Origin of the sequence: Corynebacterium kroppenstedtii (assembly GCF_016894245.1) — a bacterium.
Lineage (GTDB): Bacteria > Actinomycetota > Actinomycetes > Mycobacteriales > Mycobacteriaceae > Corynebacterium.
The window spans coordinates 1,272,704-1,289,229 of the sequence record NZ_CP069792.1 but is presented as its reverse complement, the minus strand read 5'-3'; the positions used below and the strand labels follow the sequence as shown (position 1 = coordinate 1,289,229).

Sequence of the window (16,526 nt, the reverse complement as noted above, 5' to 3'; positions counted from 1 at the left end):
GATACAGTTGCCACCATGCTTAAGGCGAACCTTAAGGGACTTCGCAACCTCAAGCACTCGGCTCCGGCCACCTCGAGCATCCTCGAGGCCACCGCCGCGTCGGCCCTCATCGCGGCCCCCGCGCTACGAGTACTTAAGGCTAGCGACCTCGGTGGCGAGCAGGACTGACCTCGTCCGCCCAGGATTGAGCCCAGAACCCCAGGCCCCGTCAGTCCGCCCGCCCATGATGGCCACCGCGCTATCACCCCCGGCTACAACTGACGATGGCACCGTCCGATGACGACGGATCCGCTCGATCCTGATGGCCCAACCACACGGCCCCTGATTTCCCGGAGCGGCCCACCACGACGACTGGCCACAATCGTCCAGCGTCATCACAATCCCATCGTGGCCTTATCGACGCAGAACAGTGCCGAAACAGGACAAAGCTGTAACCAGGGTGAAGCGCCAACGTAATAAGGATTTCGCCCCGTGATTATCTATACTTCCAGCCGACGCCGGACACATTCGTTCACCCGGGACACCACCAGAGCTTTTTCCACATCCAACCAGGGCACGAACTTTGAGACGCAGCCCACACGTACCTTCGCCGACGACCCCTTCCGCGCCCGGTTCGGCCACCGACTGCCCCGCGGGTTACGGGAGCAAGCCCACGGCATGGCCTGGCGGACGTTCACGGAAACATTTTGCGCTCCTGGTGGCGCACTGAGCCTACAATCACTCACCCACGAACAGCTGCGCGCAGGCCGTCGTCGCTACACCATCACCCTGGCTGACAGCACGCAGCCTTCCTCCCAGCGCATCTCCACCCACACCATCACATCGATGGGCGCTATCAGCGCCATGACCAACATCTTGGCTGATAATGGGCGTCGCGTTGAAATCCTCGAATTCCACCAATTCACGATTTTCGAAGCAACCGTCACCATGATCTATGCGGCCCATGATCGTCGAAAAGTCTGGACCGTCGGTTTCGGTTCTCACCCCGATATTTCTGCCGCCAATTCCCTGGTCAATGCTGCTAATCGTCTATACCCGACGGTTAAATAAGCGAGCCACCCGAAAGAAATGCGGCCTAGACGATCCGACCGCCCTTCGGCCGAGAGTCATCTCTCATCGGAAAAGTTCTCTTTCAACTCGTTGATCGACGCCCGCACGGCAGCCTTCCACGCGTCCGGCGTCGCGAATCCATCCAACGCCCCGGCTTCGCCTGCCAAACGGACGCCGGGTTCGCGCGCGGCACCTGCTGCACGGGCGATCCGTCGCAAGCGCTCATATGCTGCCCCTTCCTTCACAATCGTCAGAACGTCCTCCAACTCGCGTCGGCACGATAAGTCGTCGGCGATTGGCCGAAGCCGCTTAACCCACTCGCGAATATCATCGCGCACATCTTTCTCATTGGTGTCTCGATCCACGATGACAATCGCATCCAGGCCATACCGCGCCGCACGCCATTTATTTTCGACGATGTGCCATTGCTGCAGACTCGGCAAGTCCTCCCCACGGTCGTAGGCGCGATCAAAATACACCACTGCACAATGAACAAAAGCAACAATCGCGCTGAGGTCGCGCATGTTTGTTGTGGTGTCGGCAAAACGGACCTCAATCGTCCCCCATTTACCTGCCGGGCGAATATCCAAATGCATAGCGTCGGGTTTATCGATGACCCCGCTGCGCAACTGGTCACGGGTGAATTCCTCCCACTCATCCCAGGTTTTCGTGGGATACGGGAGCCCCGCCGTCGGCAATTGTTGATACAGGAGCGTCCGATTGCTGGCATACCCGGTGTCCATCCCCTCCCAGGCGGGCGAGGAAGCAGACATTGCCAAAATGTGGGGATATAAAGTCAGCATCGCGTTGATGATCGGCCATACCCGATCCTTCGAACGGACCCCTACGTGCACATGTATCCCCCAGATCAGCATCTGGCGGCCCCACCATTGGGTGCGCTCAATGATTTGCTGATAGTTCGTCTTGTCCGAGAGCTCCTGATCACCCCAGTGGGCAAACGGGTGGGTGCCCACGGACAGCAATTCGACGCCAATATCGTCCGCGGCCCGGAGAGCGAGATCAAGCGATTCTCGCAGGTCGTTTTCGACATCGGCCACCGTCTCACATACGGCCGTGACGAATTCAATCGTGTTCGAGAGGAATTCGCGGACAACGCGGTGATTGGGATCCATTGTGGACATCACTTGCAGCAGTTCTCCTGCACGCGGCGTGAGATCCAAGGTCGTGGGGTCCACCAAGGCCAGTTCCCACTCCACGCCCAATGTCGGCGCAGGAGAAGCGTTGAAGGTGAGAGTCGGAGGCTTTTCCGATGTCACTGTGGTCTACCTTCCGGGCGTAAGACGACGACGCTGGGCCTCTCAGCCGAGCGTCGTAATGTTCATAAGTCGTGCGGTAGAACCGATAGGTCAGCCCGCTACTGATTCATATCAGCCGTCGTCACAACAACAACGGAGCCCGGGTGCTGGCCGGACACCATTTCCGCATTAGCCAATTGCTGGTTAGTTTGGTCAGTTTTTGGCTGAGCCTTGAGCCCCAACGTCGTGGCTACCTCAGTGGCAGCAGCTTTGCTTTCAGCGTTGTCGTCATACAGAACGACAGAACCAGGGAAAGCCGCAGCCCCATCGGCCGGCAAGTTACCGAAAGAGGTATTGCTCCAGCTATCGGCGTTGAGGTTTTTCGATACCTTCTCCGCCAAACCTTGAACTCTCGAGTTGTTCAGAACGGTGACCTGAACTTTACCCTTATCTACCTTTTTATCGGTACCGGTGCCGTTGCTTCCGGTGTTTCCGTCCTGTGCAGCCGCACCATTATCATCGGTGTTCTGCGCCCCCTGAGTGCTGGACGTGTTCTGCCCCTGGTCGGCTGTGCTGTCAGGATTGCTGGCATTATCGCTCGGTTGTTGTTGCCCTGTGGCAGCTCCCGCCCCGGGTGCAGCGGTGTTCCCGGGGTTCACGGGTGCCGACGACGACGTCGAACTTGCCGATGAGTTGTCATCATCCTTGTCGCCACTCACCAGGTGGTAGATACCGAAAGCGATCAGTGCGACGGCCACTATTAACAGAATTACGCCGATTGTGCGCAGCGGAACTTTGGACTTCTGAGTCTTCTGTGTCTGATCCCCTGCCGACGCAACACGTGCGGGCTCAGATGCGGCGGGCTCAGATGCGGCGGGTTTCGACGCTAGGGGTGCTGCTGCCTCGTCATAGTCGGCGGGTTTATCGGGTTCAGCAGGTTCCGATGCAGCCACATGCGAAGTTGATGCCGTTTCCCTGACGGAGCCATGGTGTGGGGTGGCGTTACCATCGCGGAGACCCGCCCCGGGTGCAGCCTCTGAATCAGCGCTTTCATGATGATGAGGGGTCTCGTCATACGAACCATAGCCGGCGAAACCGGTGTACCCACCTTGAGCAGCATTGTCACCTGCATAATAATCGCCCGCTTCAGCGGGGGAATAGCCGGATTCCCCCTGATCAGCAAAGAATCCGTCGTTAAACGCTTCATCCTCATAGGCGCCATCGCGCGCACCCTCGGTATGCACGTCGTCGTCAAATAAATCATCGTTATCGCGGTGATTATCGACGCGACCATGAGAGTGATTGCGATGGTTGCGGTGTGATTGTCCAGGTTCGTTATCGAAATTCACAAAACAATAATAACTTATTTCCCATTAGTCACTTTTATTTCATTCCCTGTGTCGGCTATACCGATGCACATCCGCTGCATCGCATTGATTAACAGAGCCGGTGAGTACGGATAGTCAATGAGACGATCAGTACGGACGATCAGAATTCGCAATCCGAAGCAAACGGGACACCGTCGTCGGGAATTCCTCAAGCGCTTCTCTACGCTGAATCAACCGGAAAAGACGCTGGTAATAGCGGATCGGGCTCAGATTGAACCGACGGCGAATCAACTCATCTTTCGCGGAATCTCTCCTCCACACACGCCGCTCGAATTCCAACATGCGTCGCTCGTCGTCAGTGAGCCCACGTTGTGTCTTATCCTCATTGGGGGCATCGCTAGTCGTGTCGTCCACATCATGCCCGTTAACGTAATCATCGGCGTTTCCGGAAGCGTCGTCCTCATCGTGTACAGATCCCGTGTCATTCGTCGTCACCCTATTGTTCACCCCGCAATCATTCTTCTCGTCCACTACGTCCGTCGATATCCGCAGACGATATCCGCAGTTCAACCACCATGAGCTCGGCACATAGGGCGCACGCCTTCCCTATCTGACCGTCCGTATCTGACCGTGTCAGGAACTGCCACTACTCTATACCCCATGACTGTGCGCCCAATTGTTATCGCTGGTGATCCTGTCCTCCATAACCCCACCCAGCCTGTTACCGAGTCACCCGAGGAAATTGCCGAACTCGTTGCAGACATGTATGAAACTCTCGAGCTCTCTCATGGAGTCGGCCTCGCCGCAAACCAAGTCGGAGTTGCCAAGCGGCTCTTCGTTTACGACTGCCCCGATATCGAAGGACCCGACGGCGACTCCAAGTCAGAGGAAGAACTCAAAGCTCAAGGGGGACCGCGACGTAAAGGATGCGTGGTCAATCCTGTTCTAGAAACTTCCGAGATCCCCGAGACAATGCCGGCCACCGACGGCTCCGACGCGGAAGGCTGTCTCTCTGTACCTGGCTTGGACTTCCCCACAGGACGCGCACACTGGGCTCGCGTCACCGGAACCGACGAACACGGGGAGCCAGTGAGCATCGAGGGCTACGGGTTCTTCGCGCGGTGCTTGCAGCACGAGGTCGGCCACCTGGACGGCTACCTCTACACCGACATGCTCATCGGCCGCTGGGCACGCATGGCGAAGAAGAAAATTAAACGCAACGGATGGACCGTTCCCGGAAATACCTGGACACCGGGGGTTGATCCCGATCCCTTCGGCGAAGACGATGAGTAAAACGATCAAGACGATTAAAGAGTGACCGCCCATGGCTGACTCCACACCGGCACATCTCCCGATCTCCCGCTGGTCCGACCCTGCCTCACTCGTCGTCGGAGCGCGCGTTGTCATCCGACGACGGCTCACCGACGCCAGCCCTCACGGGGACCACTTCACCGACGTCATCGGGACGCTCATCTCACTCGACCCGCTGGTGGTTCGTCGGCACAACACCGGGATCCCCGGCGAAGAGATTACCATCGATCCACAACTTATCGACGTTATTAAACCCCTGCCTGCGAAACCTGTGCGCAACAGCGATATCCGGGCCGTGGAATACGCCTACGCGCTCGCGTTCCCCGGCGTGATCCACCACGAGTGGGTACATGGGTGGCTGGTTCGCGTCGGCGATGGAGTGACCGAGAGGTCTAACAGCGCTGTCCCGTTGGAACCTCACACGGCGTTTGACGACGTTCCCGTCGACGCGATTCGCAACATATATAAGAAATACGGGTTGCCGACGCTGATTGCCGCACCGGATCGCATCGCGCGGCCCGCTTTCCGTATGCCCGGCGCGTGGACACGCGGGCCCGAAATCATCACGATGACTAAGGACTTAGAGACCGCACCGGCGTCGGAGGGTGCGTCGGCAAAAGACGGCTCCGCGGAAGGGAACCCGGCGGAAGACGATTCAGCGATTAGGAACATCGCCGCGCACACTGTGTCCGACGAGCTCCTCTCGCGAAGCATTACCTGGGAGGTTGCCCAGCAACCGAATGACGACTGGCTATCTCTTTACCACTTCCGTGGCCAGCCTCTTCCAGAGTCGGCCCTGCGGCAACTATCGCACGAAATCGACGGACTCCTCGGCTTCGGACGCATCGTTATTGATGGAGAGACCGTCGCTATCACGAGAGGAACCATCACTCACTCGCCCGATGGCCGCGCATGGCTGGGGTACTCCGCCGTGGAGGTAGCCGAACACTATCGTCGGCAAGGATTGGGCACACTCATGGGTGCCATCATGATGGATTGGGGCCGACAGCACGGCGCGGACACCGCATACCTGCACGTCATCGAATCGAACACTCCCGGACGCAATCTATATCACAAGCTGGGCTTCGGCGAACACCATCGCCATCGCTACCTGTCGGATGCGTCCACCGCGCGCACCACCACCCACCCGGATACGTCACACACGAAGTAAGCTCACCCCTATGCGATTGGCCACCTGGAACGTCAACTCCGTCCGCACCCGACTCCCACGGATCGTCGATGTACTCAACCGACACGACATCGACGTCCTCGCCATGCAAGAAACAAAATGCAGCGAGGACCAATTTCCCCGCGACGCCTTCACCGACGCCGGTTATCAGGTAGCCGTCAGTGGAACGAACCAGTGGAATGGGGTCGCGATCGCCTCCCGCGTTGGCCTCACAGACGTCCATACACTCCCCCATCAACCCGGATTCTCGAAGGACCTCACCGCGGAGCAAACGGTCGAACCCCGATCGATCGCGGCGACCTGTGGTGGCATCACCGTCATGAGCCTCTACGTCCCCAATGGCCGAGAAATCAGCAACATCCACTTCACCTACAAACTTCGGTTCCTCGATGCGGTCCGCACCTACGCCGCCACGGCCGTCGATAATGACCCCGAATTACGCCTGGCCCTCGTCGGAGATTGGAATATCGCTCCCCATGACACCGATGTATGGGATCCCCACTTCTTCATTGGGCACACCCACGTCACACCGCGTGAGCGTAGCGCTCTCACAGCGCTCGAGGATGAAGGATTTACCGACGTCACCCACAATTCGGGCTACACCTACTGGGACTACACAGCGGGACGTTTCGGGCGAAACCAAGGTATGCGCATCGACATGCAATGGGCATCACCTGCGCTCGCGGAAGGCGCTGGAGCGGTCAACGTCGATAAGGATGAACGTGCTGCGAAAGGTAGCAGCGATCACGCCCCACTCATCGTCGACTACGACGGGATTTAACCAGGCCAGTGGTCGGTCGATGTGCCGGTGACAAATGAGGCCAGCACGTGTCTCAACCAGTGGTCTAAACCAGTGATTGATAGGAAGCGTATCTCGGGGCAGTTCAGATGTGACGACTATAACCCTCACATCGAGGAGATCCGTGGTTAGCTGTTTCGATTAATTTCCTAAGATATAACTCGTGACTTCCGACAGCATGACCGCACCCGTCTCTAGCGCATCACCATCCCCGGCCGCCGACCACGACGGCCACGATAAAGAAACGCGCCATGACCAGGACGCGAACATCGCCGGTGGGTACCCCTCACCGCTCAGTAGAGAAGAGATTCACGTCCTCTCCGCCGCGATGTATAACTTCCTGTCGGCCACGCGGCGGCTAGTGGAACAGCCCCTTCACTCCATGGAGGTCAATCAATCGGAAATCGAAGTCCTCTACTTCGTGCATAACCACCCCGGCGTCGGGGTATCCGACATCGCACGTATGCGTTTCCTGCGAGTATCTAATGTCTCGACAACGGTTCGCGCTCTCATCGCCAACGGCCTTCTTAACCGGGCATCCAACCCCGACGATAAACGCACTCAAATGCTCCAAGTGACCGAAAAGGGGACGCAGGTTCTCAACGATATTGCTGAGCGATGGGCCACATTAATCAACAAAATTACCGACGAAATGAACCCCGACAGCGTCCGAATACTTCACGAGGCATCGGAGCGCCTTAACGAAACAGCCTTTGCCACCGAGCACGTCATTGACGTTATGCAAACGCAGTCAGGAGAATAAAGCGAACCCACAGTACGGTCACGCCATGCGAGGCGAGACCATATGGGGCCATACGAAATGTCGCCGTGCTACGCGTCCCGCTTCACGAACACGACCACCCCGATGACGAAGAGCACAAGTGCCCACACCGCGAAGTAAATGACGCCCCCCGTCGTCCCCCACGGTGCACCATCGAGTTTTCCATCGCTCACCCACGCACTGAGGTTAGCGAAAGGCCGGTAGCCTTTGATGTGATTGCCCACCTTTGGGATCAAGGTGATCAAGTCCTCGAGGACGAGCTTCCACAGCAGCATGATGGCGATAGCCCCTGCAGTCTGTCGGACAAGGAACGCCACACCAATTGCCATCACGACGACCAGCAAGGCCTCCACGGCCGTCGTCACATATGCCCGTCCTGAGGAGCCGGAGAACACTTTCATTTCGGAGCCATGGTCACCAGCCAACCACTTGAAGACCAACACGCTGGTGATCGTCGAAAAGAAGGACAAAACTACTGCGACCAGGCCATAAACGATCGTTTTCGCTATCGCAATGATCGGCCGCTTCGGGGTCATCATGATCGTCTCATTGATGGTCTTGAAGCGGTACTCCGTTGTCACCAAGAGAGTGGCCATGATGATGATCACCATGACACCAAATAGCTCGAACCCCTGAATAGCGGTGATGGCGTCTATCCTCGGCACGTCCGTCATGTCCTCCGGATCCATCGAATCCAGGGCAGTTTTCGAACCCCACCCCATCAGAGCGGCGAACGCCCAGCTCAAAACAACAATTAAGATCGACGTCCACGCAAACGATTTTGTCGACGCTAGCTTCGTCCACTCAGCACGAATCGAGTTAACCATCATCAGTTCTGTCCTCCCTGAGCTGCCGCGCCGTGGTATTCGACGTCATCACCTGTGAGTTGCAAAAACGCGTCTTCCAAAGATCCGTGGTGTTCTTCCAACTGAAGGACAGGGATCCCATAGGAGTAAGCCACCTTGCCGACGTCATCAGTGGATACCCCGGAGACAACGAACACCTCACGGCCGACGTTATCGCGGTCCATCGTGAAGGTGATATTTTCCTGTTTAAGGGCCTGCGCCATGTGCTCGTGGTCGCCAACGCGCAAGCGCGTCGCGCTATCGCCCCGCGATGACGTGAACTCCTCCACCGTCGTATCGGCGACGAGTTTGCCCCGGCCAATGACAACCAAGTTATCCGCAGTCAACGCCATCTCAGAGAGCATGTGCGAGCTAACAAACACCGTGCGCCCCTCGGCAGCAAGATTCTTGAGGAAGGTGCGCACCCAACGGATACCCTCCGGGTCCAAACCGTTGACCGGTTCATCCAGGATCAACGTCTCGGGATCGCCTAAAAGCGCTCCGGCCAATCCCAGCCGCTGGCTCATACCCAGGGAGAATCCCCCCGCTTTTTTGGAGGCCACATCGGTTAATCCCACTAAACGCAAAACTTCCTCGACACGATCAGTAGAAATGCCACTGGCCTGTGCCATCCACTTCAGGTGAGTGCGAGCGGACCGGTTCGGATGGACCCATTTGGCCTCTAATAGTGCCCCCACTTCCTTGGCAGGCGCCGGAAATGACTGATAATTCTTCCCGTTCACCGTTGCCGTGCCCTTTGTTGGACGATCCAGCCCGGTAATCATCCGCATCGTGGTCGATTTACCAGCCCCATTCGGGCCAAGAAAACCAGTAACAACACCTGGCTTCACCGTGAAGTCGAGCGAATCTACCGCTACCTTGTCCCCATACCTCTTTGTGAGGCCACGTATTTCGATCATAGAAACCAGTTTGGCATATTTTCAGCAACGAAGACAGACTTCAATCACACTCGCGTCCGTGTAACGCTTAGACTAGAGAGACAGATGTGACAATTGTGCTACCGACGCGCGACCGGCCTCCCCGCCAAGCACAACGATCGCGCACACGGCACGAGCACCGATGCCGAGCAACGGTACAGAAACGTTGCAGCGACGGAAACGTACCGCATCGGCAAAGAAGTAGCACAACGGCATACAAACTGGCGACAGGCGCAACACGTAGGGGGCCCGTATGGCACGAGAACGAGGAACAGGGCGCAACCGCGGCCCATCCCACTCCTCCGACGCAAGCCATATCCGGCTCAGTGCCATGGACGATTCCCTCGAACCCGAAGACGCCGATGCACAGCCAAGCCGCTGGCACTTCCTTCACGATGCCCTAGCCCCCGCATTGAAATTCCCTGGCCGAACGTGGGCCTATTTGCGCACATCCCCAGGTCGGCTAACAGCAATGACAACCATCCTGGTCATAGCCATCGTTGCCGCCGGTGGCGCCCTGACCTACGCCTCATCAACCCGACAAGACCAACTAAACAACTTGGTCAAGAACACAGAGCCACTTTCCAACGCCGCGCAACGGCTATACGGGTCACTTTCCGTGGCAGACTCCACCGCCACTATCGGATTCCTTGAGGGTGGTGTCGGGTCCCAATCGGAAGACGAACGCTACACCACCGCCATCCAAACCGCGTCGACTGCGCTCGTCGAGGCAGGTGCCGGCGCGAACTCCGACGACCACGAAGTCCTCCAGCTCCTCGCGGTGGTCAATCAGCGGCTTCCCATTTACACGGGACTCATCGCTCAGGCACGCACGAATAACCGGGAAGGCAACCCCATTGGCGCCTCCTATCTCACCGAGGCCAGCGCCATCATGCAGAACTCCATCATTCCCGCCGCGTCGCGCCTGTACACCATCACCTCCGACCGCGTCCGTCACCAAGCCAGATCGCTGACGCGGCCCATGTGGTTCCCCGCGTCGGGCCTCCTTGCAGCCATCATCCTCCTAGTCATCGCGCAATTGTGGCTCGCTGCACTCACCAACCGACGCCTCAACGGCGGTCTGCTCTTCGCCACCGTCGCCATGACCATCGCACTGTTCTGGCTGGCGATATCATCGATCGTCATCGTCGCGGTGGGTAATGCGGACTTCAACCGCGCCTCCGACCCCCTCCACGAGCTAACCGCCTCCCGCATCAGTGCACAAGAAGCCCGAACCGACGAAGCCCTCATGCTGGTGCGGCGAAGCGCGGATCAATCGTCAGCGGATTTCTCCACCACGGTAAGCGACGTCCAAAAGACACTGACACAGCTGAAAGATGACGGCACGCTCGACGACGCGGACGACAACCAAAACACTGACACATCGTCGACCACGAAACCATCAGATGCCCTCGACGACGCAATCGTCGCCGCGAATTCGTGGAAAGTGTCGCATCAGGAACTCGCGAACCGAATTGGCCGCGGGGATTACACCGGGGCCGTCAATATCGCCGTCGGTCGCGATGAGTCCACCTTGAATTCGGAGCGGCAATTCATTCAGCTCGATCACTCCCTGAGGGCACTAATCCAAGACACCCGCAGCAACCTGCGGACCTACCTCGAAAATAGCCAGGACACCTCGCAAAATATCACCCGCGCGGTGCTCATCTTGTCCGTTCTTTCTGTCGTTGGTGTCCTCATCGGCGTTCGTCCTCGTATGCAGGAGTACACATGATCCGCCTGCCGCACACCCCACCCCCATTCCGACACCGAGCACACACCTCCGCCTGCCACCGACTACACCTCCACGCTCGACGCACCCATCACCCCTGGATCGTGGCCGCCGTCATTACCCTCGCGATTCTTCCGCTTGCGGCATGTTCCAACATCAGCGGTTCGCACCGCGGGCACAACGGCATCGATATCTCCGTCGCACCATTCACACCCATTCCCGATGGTGCAATGTATGCCGATCCGCCGAACGAAACGCCGACAAGCCAAACACCCACACCACACACCACCGCCGACGCTGACACGTACGCCACTCTCGCACCCGACAACTCCACCCCCGACGAGCGCATACCGGATATCGTCCGACGCGGACGCATCATTGTCGGAGTATCGTCGTCACTCAATTTTCTCGGCTTTCAAGACCCCAGTAGCGGTAATCTCGAGGGCTTCGATGTTTCCCTCGCCCGTGAAATTGCGCGCGACATTTTCGGCGATCCCGAACGAATCGACTTCCGCTTCCTCTCCTCCGCCGAACGCGTAGACGCACTTCAACACGGCAATGTCGACATTGTCGTCCGCACCATGACCATCGACCGCGAACGCCGATCTAAAGTGGCCTTCTCAGCGCCATATCTCCATGCCCAAGCGCGAATTTTGGCGTCAACCAGCTCACCTATTCAATCCGCCGATGACCTGCGGGACGCCACCGTCTGCGTCACCAAAGACTCGACCTTCCAGCACAATGCGCAAGTCATTGCTCCACACTCACGATTCCTCTTTACGAATGACTGGTCCGACTGCCTCGTAGCCATGCAGCAGCACCAAGTTCAGGCCATTATTTCCGACGACTCCATCCTCTCCGGTCTGGCGGCGCAAGATTCCAACACACACCTGGTAGGCCAGCCGTATGGGTCCAGCGACTATGCCGTGGGAATCGCGAAATCCACGCCGGGGAAGAACACCGACGGGCTCGTCCGGCAGGTCAATTCGACCCTAATGCGCATCCGATCCGACGGAACATGGCAACGTCTCTATGACAAGTGGTTAGGCAACTATCTAGGGAATTCCGGCGTTCCACCCGAACCCACCTACGTCCAGGAGGAACCACAATGAGCGATTCCGAACCGATCCCCCGCGACGCCAGGCAGGATTCCGAGGACAATGCTCGGGAAGCTAACAATCATCAGCCCGATGACAATGGCCAGCCCACCGAAGCTGCCACGGTTATGGGAACACGGGCTGTCCCCTTTGACCCATTCGCAGACGATGATGACGACGATGAAATCGATATCGACATCAACGACATTGGTTCACTCTTGCGGTCTGACAATCCTGCGAATACACCGTCGTCGGATGATGAGAATGAGATAACGGGCGCCGGCCCCGGAAGCGCCAAAACCGTGGCCCGTCCGCGTGGGAGCGCGAACGATGCCGGACATGACCCCAGCCGGGCGTCCCGGGAGCGCGCGCTCTCCACATTCCGTGAGCGCAGGGCAGCGTCCCGGCGCGGAAAAGTGGTTGCTGATGGGATGGTGTCGTTGCCGTTCATCGTGCCAACGGATCCGCGGGAATCCGTCATGGATTCCGACACGATTAAGGAAACTGATGCCAAGGCACCGTCGCTCCACAAGGGGGACATGGTTGCCGGGCAGTATGAGGTGGTGGGGGCACTCGCCAACGGTGGCGTCGGGTGGATTTACCTGGCTATTGACCATTATGTTTCCGATCGGTGGGTTGTCCTCAAGGGGATGAAGGCAACGGCCAATGAGCAGGATCGGGCGGTGGCCGGCGCGGAGCGCGCGTTCCTAGCGGATATTACGCACACGAGCATCGTCAAGATTTACAACTTCGTCGATGATGACCGCTCCCCCGGCGGGTTCATTGTGATGGAGTACGTGGGCGGCCCGTCATTGCGCTCGCAGCGGAAAAAGCAGCGGGACAGCCTTTTCGCGGTCGATGTTGCTATTGGCTACATGCTTGAGGTTCTGGAGGCGCTGGATTATCTGCACTCGCGCGGCGTCGTTTATAACGATCTCAAGCCGGACAACATCATCATCACGGAGGAGCAGGTCAAGCTCATCGACTTGGGCGCGGTGACGGGGATCGGCGCGTTTGGGCACATTTACGGTACGCCGGGTTTCCAGGCTCCCGAGATCACGGAAACTGGGCCGACGGTGCGCAGTGACATTTACACGGTTGGCCGTACACTGGCGTCGCTTATTGTTCACTTGCCGACGGTTGACGGGCGGTATAAGGACGGTTTGCCTACTCCGACCAACGAGCCGGTATTTCGTCGCTACCTGTCGCTTTATCGTTTGCTACTGAGGGCGACGGATCCGGATCCGGAGAAGCGTTTTGCGTCGGCGTCGTCGATGGCGAATCAGCTGACTGGTGTGCTGCGTGAAATTCGTGCGGTTCGCGATCAGGTGCATTTCCCGCATTTACATTCACAATTTGCTCCCCAAAGGACAACGTATGGCACGAAGCACTTGGTTTTCCGTACTGATCAATTAGTGGATGGCATTGAGAGATCCATTGAGATTACGGCTCCGGAGGTGGTGGCGGCGCTGCCAGTTCCCATGGTAGACGCCACGGATCCGGGTGCTTATGTACTCTCTACTATCAGCTATACCGAGCCCTCTGAAGCTATCGATTCGCTGTACGCAAAAATGAAAATGCCTGAGTATGCGGAGAGCGTGGAGATTCCGCTGTCCATTGTGAGGGCAATGCTCGATCTCGGGCTTGTCGACGAAGCTCATAATTATTTATCGACATTCGAATCATCTTTTACTCGAGATTGGCGATACGAATGGTACTCGGGAATTACTGCTTTGCTGCTCAATGATTACGAGCAAGCCCAGCGACATTTTGAGAAAGTAATTTTTATTCTTCCCGGGGAGCCCGCGGCCAAGCTTGCCATCGCGGCGACGTCCGAGTTGTGGCTTCAGGCCAAGGGACTGTCAATGACGTCGGTGCTGGATAAGCAGACCGCCATAGCAGCAGCAACCTTGGGGCATGCCTCCGCACTGCCATCGGATAGTGCCCTTAAAGCCATGGGTGATCGGTGGGACCCTGTCGGCGACGACCCTGTGGCCCTGCGTTTTCACGCGACCCGGTTGTACGGCCTGGTGTGGGCGACCAACCCGACCACAGTGTCGTCGGCGTTTGGTTTGTCGCGCCAGTTCATTGCGGAGGGTGATGTTGCCCGGGCTGTCGAGGCGTTGGACCAGGTTCCGCAGGCGTCCCGGCACCACCGATTAGCCCGCTTGACGACGGTTCTTCATCTCATTTCCGGGCCACCAAAGGACTTGACTGAAGAGCGGATTATCGACGCTGCGCAGCGGCTCGATGAGATCCCGACGAATGAACCGCGGATGGCCCAAGTGCGTGTGGCTGTCATGTCCGCTGGGCTTAATTGGCTGCGCGCAACGAATCGAACTCACGCTACCGTACCGACGTTGTTCGGCCAGCCCTTCGAGGTGCGTGGTTTACGGCTCGGGGTGGAGGCGGACCTGCGTCGGATGGCACGAAGTGTTCAGTACCCTAGCCACAGGTATCACCTGGTGGATATGGCGAATGCGATTCGGCCACGGACGTGGTGGTAGGGCGAGGGCAGCGCTTCCGCCAGGAAGCTCACACGTAAGCAATGTCCCGCACGTAGGTTGTGCGTCACATTTCATGTTGTCTGGGAACCAACCGCCATCGACGATGGGTGGTTTTTCGGGTGTAATTTTGGTAGAGAGTATGCTAGAAAATGCCTTTCAAGTAGGAAAACCCTGTCAAACAGTTTAAAGTAAGGCACTATGTCTAAAGCTCATCGCCGAATTTCCACCCGTATCGGCGTCTCCGCAGCCGCGTCGCTTACCGCCATCGCAGCTCTCGCGGGCGGCGCCACAGTTGCTAACCCTGCTCCCGCTCGTGCGGAGGACCTGCCGGCTATTTCGTCGACGAACCCGCAGGATTTTCTCAACCAGGCGCGAGATCAGTTCAATGAGTTCGCCCGCACTGCGTCAGACCGCGGCAAGACCATCGCCCTGGATTGGCGCAACAGCGTCTACCAGAACACTGAGCAGCTAGACCCGAACGCTGCTAACTGGATCCGCACCACCGTCGATGGCTGGATCAACGCCATCTGGCCGAACGCAATTGCTGACCAGGAAGCTCAGCAGGCTGCTGCACGCGATGCCGCTGCCCGCGCTGCTGAGGAGCAGGCGCGCCAGGCTGCTGAAGCAGAGGCCGCTCAGCGCGCTGCTGAAGAGAATGCAGTAACTGCGCCCTGTGAGGATGGCGCAGAGGCTTGCGTGAACCTCGGCGCTCGTCGCTCCTGGTTGACCGATGGCCACAAGAACATCACCTACGGCCCGGTTCCCATCACTGCTGGCGCTCCGGGACAGGAAACGACTCCAGGCTGGCACAAGGTTCTTCGTAAGGTGAAGGACGAGGTGAGCCATGAGTTCAATAATGCTCCGATGCCTTACTCGGTGTACTTCACGAACTCCGGCATGGCATTCCACGAAGGATCTCTGAACCGCGAGTCCGCAGGATGCATCCACCTCTCCCACCAGGATGCTGAGCACTACTTCAATACTCTCCAAGTTGGCGACGACGTCTTTATCTTCTAAACAACGTCGGCCTTGGAGGTAGCCGGCACGTCATCGCTGCCTAGAAATAGCAGCCTAAAGGTATGACATCCTTGGAAGCGCCATGACGCGCTGAAATATCGGCTTGTGCATCGACGATGAGCGCAGCCGAGCCTGCGCCGTATGATGTGTTCTCTATTGGACACCCAGGTGCTTGGTGTAGCACCATATAGTCCCCGTTACGACGGGGACTTTTTGATAACCTCACACGACGCCATCGGGCTATCGCCGACGAATGAGTGCCGCTTATTCCCGACAAATGTACGGTGGCGGTTGCCGACGAGAGTAACGGCGAATGACCTTGCAACAAGAACTGGACGGAGAGATGTGACGATGCAATATAACGACAAAGTCTTCGCAGCCGTCATGTTCTTCGCCGGCGTTCTCTTACTGGTCGTTCGCGCCCAGGGCTACATCGACGAGTCATGGACTAACCGCCTTTTCGCAGGAATCATCATCGCTGCGTCTGTTTTTCAATTTATCCGCTGGTCGCTCAACCGCCGGGCCACTCGGCCAGACACCACAGAGACGCCCTCACAGGCGCAACAGGGCCCTCGGGCATAGCACGTCGAAATCGGCACCCGTGCCCCACGCAAAGCACACCACACGTAACACCCCACGCGTGGCGTTCTTACCAGAGGCCAGAACCCTCGTCATA

General features: G+C 57.9%; 17 protein-coding genes. 11 read left to right on the top strand and 6 right to left on the bottom strand.

The features are described from left to right. Window positions 1–15: 15 nt before the first annotated feature. Both I6J23_RS05675 and I6J23_RS05670 read left to right on the top strand, forming a co-directional pair. Complete coding sequence (locus I6J23_RS05675) at window positions 16–168, top strand: hypothetical protein (protein ID WP_204581255.1); 153 nt, start codon at window positions 16–18, stop codon at window positions 166–168. A gap of 303 nt (window positions 169–471) precedes the next feature. Next, window positions 472–1,050: an acetyl-CoA acetyltransferase gene (locus tag I6J23_RS05670; RefSeq protein WP_204581254.1), complete on the top strand. Its 579-nt coding sequence runs from the start codon at window positions 472–474 to the stop codon at window positions 1,048–1,050. 56 nt (window positions 1,051–1,106) lie between these two features. Here the strand turns inward: I6J23_RS05670 and I6J23_RS05665 are convergent, their stop codons facing one another. The 3 genes from I6J23_RS05665 to I6J23_RS10705 all read right to left on the bottom strand — a co-directional run bounded on the left by I6J23_RS05665 (window position 1,107) and on the right by I6J23_RS10705 (window position 4,165). Next, window positions 1,107–2,327, bottom strand: a complete 1,221-nt coding sequence (locus I6J23_RS05665) for a glutamate--cysteine ligase (protein WP_204581253.1) — start codon at window positions 2,325–2,327, stop codon at window positions 1,107–1,109. A 98-nt stretch (window positions 2,328–2,425) separates the two neighbouring features. Further along, window positions 2,426–3,655 carry a LytR C-terminal domain-containing protein gene (locus I6J23_RS05660; RefSeq protein WP_204581252.1) on the bottom strand — a complete coding sequence of 410 codons (1,230 nt, stop codon included), beginning with the start codon at window positions 3,653–3,655 and terminating at the stop codon, window positions 2,426–2,428. A 126-nt stretch (window positions 3,656–3,781) separates the two neighbouring features. Then, on the bottom strand, window positions 3,782–4,165 hold the full coding sequence (locus tag I6J23_RS10705) for a DUF3263 domain-containing protein (RefSeq protein ID WP_239454834.1): 384 nt from the start codon (window positions 4,163–4,165) through the stop codon (window positions 3,782–3,784). A gap of 129 nt (window positions 4,166–4,294) precedes the next feature. Between I6J23_RS10705 and I6J23_RS05650 the strand changes: the two genes are divergently transcribed. From I6J23_RS05650 to I6J23_RS05635, 4 genes are all read left to right on the top strand, one after another. Further along, on the top strand, window positions 4,295–4,927 hold the full coding sequence (locus I6J23_RS05650) for a peptide deformylase (RefSeq protein ID WP_204581251.1): 633 nt from the start codon (window positions 4,295–4,297) through the stop codon (window positions 4,925–4,927). 31 nt (window positions 4,928–4,958) lie between these two features. After that, the gene (locus tag I6J23_RS05645; protein WP_204581250.1) at window positions 4,959–6,116 is read left to right on the top strand and encodes an N-acetylglutamate synthase, CG3035 family; all 1,158 of its coding nucleotides are present in this window, start codon (window positions 4,959–4,961) and stop codon (window positions 6,114–6,116) included. 10 nt (window positions 6,117–6,126) lie between these two features. Continuing rightward, window positions 6,127–6,915 carry an exodeoxyribonuclease III gene (locus I6J23_RS05640; protein WP_204581249.1) on the top strand — a complete coding sequence of 263 codons (789 nt, stop codon included), beginning with the start codon at window positions 6,127–6,129 and terminating at the stop codon, window positions 6,913–6,915. Between the two features lie 181 nt (window positions 6,916–7,096). Continuing rightward, window positions 7,097–7,696 carry a MarR family winged helix-turn-helix transcriptional regulator gene (locus I6J23_RS05635; RefSeq protein WP_239454833.1) on the top strand — a complete coding sequence of 200 codons (600 nt, stop codon included), beginning with the start codon at window positions 7,097–7,099 and terminating at the stop codon, window positions 7,694–7,696. A gap of 68 nt (window positions 7,697–7,764) precedes the next feature. On the opposite strand, the gene I6J23_RS05630 is transcribed toward I6J23_RS05635, so the two are convergent. From I6J23_RS05630 to I6J23_RS05620, 3 genes are all read right to left on the bottom strand, one after another. Further along, window positions 7,765–8,544 carry an ABC transporter permease gene (locus I6J23_RS05630; RefSeq protein WP_204581248.1) on the bottom strand — a complete coding sequence of 260 codons (780 nt, stop codon included), beginning with the start codon at window positions 8,542–8,544 and terminating at the stop codon, window positions 7,765–7,767. After that, window positions 8,544–9,479, bottom strand: coding sequence for an ABC transporter ATP-binding protein (locus I6J23_RS05625; protein WP_204581247.1), 936 nt, complete (start codon window positions 9,477–9,479; stop codon window positions 8,544–8,546). Before I6J23_RS05625 ends, I6J23_RS05630 begins: the two co-directional genes overlap by 1 nt. Before the next feature lie 72 nt (window positions 9,480–9,551). Then, the gene (locus tag I6J23_RS05620) at window positions 9,552–9,830 is read right to left on the bottom strand and encodes a hypothetical protein (RefSeq protein ID WP_204581246.1); all 279 of its coding nucleotides are present in this window, start codon (window positions 9,828–9,830) and stop codon (window positions 9,552–9,554) included. Here I6J23_RS05620 and I6J23_RS05615 point away from each other — a divergent pair. The 5 genes from I6J23_RS05615 to I6J23_RS05595 all read left to right on the top strand — a co-directional run bounded on the left by I6J23_RS05615 (window position 9,829) and on the right by I6J23_RS05595 (window position 16,432). Further along, window positions 9,829–11,232, top strand: a complete 1,404-nt coding sequence (locus I6J23_RS05615; protein ID WP_204581245.1) for a hypothetical protein — start codon at window positions 9,829–9,831, stop codon at window positions 11,230–11,232. The genes I6J23_RS05620 and I6J23_RS05615 overlap by 2 nt on opposite strands. Beyond that, entirely contained in the window at window positions 11,229–12,341 is a 1,113-nt protein-coding gene (locus I6J23_RS05610; protein WP_204581244.1) for a glutamate ABC transporter substrate-binding protein, read from the top strand. The genes I6J23_RS05615 and I6J23_RS05610 overlap by 4 nt, the downstream gene beginning before the upstream one ends. Next, complete coding sequence (locus tag I6J23_RS05605; RefSeq protein ID WP_239454832.1) at window positions 12,338–14,833, top strand: serine/threonine protein kinase; 2,496 nt, start codon at window positions 12,338–12,340, stop codon at window positions 14,831–14,833. Before I6J23_RS05610 ends, I6J23_RS05605 begins: the two co-directional genes overlap by 4 nt. A 198-nt stretch (window positions 14,834–15,031) precedes the next feature. Further along, window positions 15,032–15,850, top strand: a complete 819-nt coding sequence (locus tag I6J23_RS05600; protein ID WP_204581243.1) for a L,D-transpeptidase — start codon at window positions 15,032–15,034, stop codon at window positions 15,848–15,850. Between the two features lie 345 nt (window positions 15,851–16,195). Continuing rightward, window positions 16,196–16,432, top strand: a complete 237-nt coding sequence (locus I6J23_RS05595) for a hypothetical protein (RefSeq protein WP_204581242.1) — start codon at window positions 16,196–16,198, stop codon at window positions 16,430–16,432. Window positions 16,433–16,526 lie beyond the last annotated feature (94 nt).